Here is a 3,650-nt window from a genome sequence, read left to right on the forward strand (position 1 = left end):
GAGCTGTCTGGTCGCAGATGACCGACGGATGATGCCGAGAGCTAAGATCTGCGTGAGGCAGAGAAGGAGGACCGATATCGCCAGGACGCCGGATTCGTCGAGCCCCAGGCGGAATGGTATCGCACAGATGAGTGTCCAGAGGAGGGATGTTGCCCCCTCGACGTGTTCGGGGTTGTTCGCGTAGACAAGCCCGTGCCCTGCCGCAAGATTCGATGAGTAGCTGAAAGTTATTTGGGCATCGTCGATCCCCAGTTTCGGACGACCATGGAATGTGAACACAAGCCAGCAGGCCGCGACGGTGAGCAGGATAGGGTACGCGAATCGAAGGAAGTTCTTCACTTCCTTCCTTCAGGCAGTCCAGAGCACCGATGTGCTGTAGCAGGGCATCGGCCAAGGCGCTCTCTGTCGAGGTCGCGGACTGCTCGCAGGGCGGAGCGGTCGGCGACGGCCCGGATCATCGCCTCGTCCTATTGGCCGATGCCGGTCAAGGCCGCGAGCCGCTTCGTTTTATGTCTTGCCGAAGCAGCGAGGGATTTTGGAGACATCCGTGTCTATTCCGCCAAAAAAACAGAGCGCGCCCGATTGCATTGGGCGATGTTAGTTCGGCGTCGAGATGATGTCAAGCTTGGCTGTGTGAAGTCAAGTCGCTCGGGCGCGACGCGCTTGCTGCGAGTGTCAGCCATCAAGTGACTGCGGCGTGGCAGTCCTGGCAGTGTCGCGGCACTGATTAGGGCGATCAAGACTGCATCGCCGAAGATAGCCATATCCCCATATCCTCGTGTGAACGGCGACGGCGATTGTTCACTGCAAGCAGCGACGCGCTAGTGTAGTGCGTCTTAAATCTCTTGACTTATAGGACGGGCTGCTGTATGATGTGCCATGAGCAGAATAGCGCCGGTCATTGTGTTGTCAGCGGAAGAGCAAGCGGTCCTGGAGGATTGGGCGCGAGGCAGAAGCATGCCCATGCGGTTGGTGCAGCGTGCCCGGATAGTCAGTATGGCGGCGGCGGGGGTGCAGAGCCAGGAGATTGCGCGGCGACTGGGGGTGTCGCGGCCGACCGTGCAATTGTGGCGGGAGCGTTTCTTGGCGCTGCGGCTTCGTGGGTTGGAGAAGGATGCCCCGCGTCCTGGGCGGCTGCCTCGGATTCCGGCCCGGAAGGTACAGTCGGTGGTTGAGACGACGTTGCTTAACAAGCCGGCCAATGCCACGCATTGGAGTACGCGTGCGATGGCTCGGGCGCAGGGGATTAGCGAGGCGACGGTACGTCGGATCTGGAGGCGTCATCGGCTGAGGCCGCACCTGGTGGAGTCATTCAAACTTAGTAAGGACAAGCGGTTCTACGAGAAGTTGCAGGATGTCGTGGGGCTGTATCTGAATCCACCGGACAAGGCTTTAGTGCTGTGTGTTGATGAGAAGAGCCAGATTCAGGCGTTGGAACGGACGCGACCGTTGTTGCCGTTGCGGCCCGGGCTGTCGGCTCGTCAGACGCACGACTACAAGCGGAACGGAACGACCACGTTGTTTGCAGCGTTGAACATGCTGGACGGGAAGGTAATCGGCGACTGCATGCCGCGCCATCGGCACCAGGAGTTCATACGGTTTCTTGAGCGGGTCGATACCGAGACGCCGGCGGAATTGGACCTTCATCTGATAGTCGATAACTACGGCACACACAAGCACAAGCGGGTTAGAACCTGGCTAGGGCGGCACCCGCGTTTTCATCTGCATTTCACACCGACGTCATCGTCCTGGCTAAACATGATTGAGCGCTGGTTTCGGGAGCTAACGGTGAAGTGGCTGCGGCGAGGCAGTTTCGGCAACGTACCTGTGCTGGTGAAGGCTATCGCAGACTACATCGACACGAGCAACCAGAACCCGCACATATTCGTCTGGGTCGCCACCGTCGAGAGCATCATGCGTAAGATAGCCAAATGTAAAGAAGCGTGTGACGCACTACACTAGATACGGCACTAACCTCCTTCCGTTCCGAGCGGCCGGCGCAGTCCGGCAGGGGAGACCTGGAGTCGCCAGAGGCCGAGTAGACCCCAGACGGTAATCACTACGTAGCCAACAGCCTGTGCCGCGATGATGTAGGCCAGCACGCCGGTACGCGGATAGCCCAGCGGCACAAGCACGGCTACCGCAGCAAACTGATAGACGCCAACATACCCCGGAGTGGAAGGGATGGCGCTGGAGAGTCCGAGACCGGCAAGCACCATCACCGCTATCGGCAGCGTCAGGTTGAGCCCGAAGGCCCGCGTGAGGATTATCGTGCCGGCCGCGTCGGTCAGCCAGATGAGAACCGTCATACCGGCAAACGCGAATCCGCGAGACGGGTGTGCGAAGGCCCGCATTCCCGACAGGAACTGCGTGAGGATTCCGAGCAGCCGTTCGTGGAGGCGGGTGGGGCCAGGCAGGCGCTCCAGCAGCCTTCGGAAAGGGCGTTCGAAGCGCGGGACGGTGAGGAGGAGAATGATTCCTGCAACGCCAACGACGCCCATGACTTTCCATGCTTTGACCAGCCATTGAGATGACCGACCCAGTGAGAGCACGGCGACAAAGCTGAACAGGACCAGCGCGACGACATCCAGCAGGCGCTCGGTCAGTGCGGTGGCAAAGATCCAGCTCTTACTCAGGCCGGTCTTGTGTCCCAGCGCGGCGGAACGGATTACCTCACCGGCCCGAGCGGGAAGGAAGTTGTTGCCAAGATAGCCCGCCATCGTGGCCCAGAATACCGTGAGCGGCGAGACTCTCCTCTCGGCTGAGAGCAGCACGCGCCAGCGCAGGCTCCTGAAGGCCATGGAGACATGATAGATGCCGAAAGCGACTACGAGGAATCCGAGTTTCGCGTGCCTGATGGTTGCGGCAAACTCCCGCCATTTGACGCCGCGTACGGCGAGGTAGAGCAGTGTTGCGCCTAGAAGGATAGTCGCGACTAGATACCAGAGGCGACCCGTTTTCACGGTGGGCGCAGCAAGACCGGCGGCTTGCGGACTCGGCCGGGTGGACGCTCGATCTACGGAGTCTTCGATTCCCGGGTCCCCCTAATCGAGGTTGATGCGTTCGTTACTCAATTACTGGCGAGGCTCTGTTCGACTGGCAGCGGGTATGGGTGCCGCTGACGACGTGCTTGCCGCCAACGGCGCAGCCCTCCTGCAATGATCAGGGATGACATCAGCAGCATGATAGCCGGGTTCAGAAAGATCGCGATGCTGATGTCAGGCACTCCGGAATCGCTGATCGACTTGGGAAAGAGGTAGTAATCTTTGGGAATCAGGAGCAGGCCGAAGAGCAGAGCATAGATGGCGTCCGCTCGCGATTGCTCAGTCGAGTTGACAAAGAGGAACAGAGGAATCAGCAGATGGATCAGCTTGTATTCCGTGGAAAGCGGCGGGAGAAGCAGCATGGCAATTACCAGTAGCGCGGTCCTCTTCCACAATTCGCGTTCGACGAAGGTGACATATCCGGTGATAAGAATGGCTGCCACCACGGCCGTCGCGACGTAGATAAACGCGATCCCGCGCATGTTCACGCCCATTACTGTGCCGGTCTCCACCAGAATCACCTTGATGGCCATGAACAGAGTGACGCTCCGCTGCACGTAGTTATTCCTAACCAAGAACTCCGGCAGGTTTCCTGTGAGGGCACTT

General features: G+C 59.5%; 4 protein-coding genes. 1 reads left to right on the forward strand and 3 read right to left on the reverse strand.

All coding sequences use genetic code 11. The annotated features are described in order from the left end of the window. Positions 1-339, reverse strand: a 339-nt coding sequence (locus tag VMH22_10415) for a hypothetical protein (protein HTW92108.1), incomplete at its 3' end; no start/stop codon positions are given. Between the two features lie 540 nt (positions 340-879). Here VMH22_10415 and VMH22_10420 point away from each other — a divergent pair. After that, positions 880-1,962 (forward strand): IS630 family transposase, encoded by a 1,083-nt coding sequence (locus VMH22_10420; protein ID HTW92109.1) that lies wholly within the window; start codon positions 880-882, stop codon positions 1,960-1,962. A gap of 8 nt (positions 1,963-1,970) precedes the next feature. Here the strand turns inward: VMH22_10420 and VMH22_10425 are convergent, their stop codons facing one another. Both VMH22_10425 and VMH22_10430 read right to left on the reverse strand, forming a co-directional pair. Next, positions 1,971-2,963, reverse strand: a complete 993-nt coding sequence (locus VMH22_10425; GenBank protein HTW92110.1) for a lysylphosphatidylglycerol synthase transmembrane domain-containing protein — start codon at positions 2,961-2,963, stop codon at positions 1,971-1,973. A 107-nt stretch (positions 2,964-3,070) separates the two neighbouring features. Then, the coding region (locus VMH22_10430; protein HTW92111.1) for a hypothetical protein at positions 3,071-3,650 on the reverse strand (580 nt) is incomplete at its 5' end.

The sequence above is a fragment of the bacterium genome (genome assembly GCA_035505375.1).
Taxonomy (GTDB): Bacteria; Hydrothermota; Tepidihabitantia; order Tepidihabitantales; family Tepidihabitantaceae; genus UBA2258.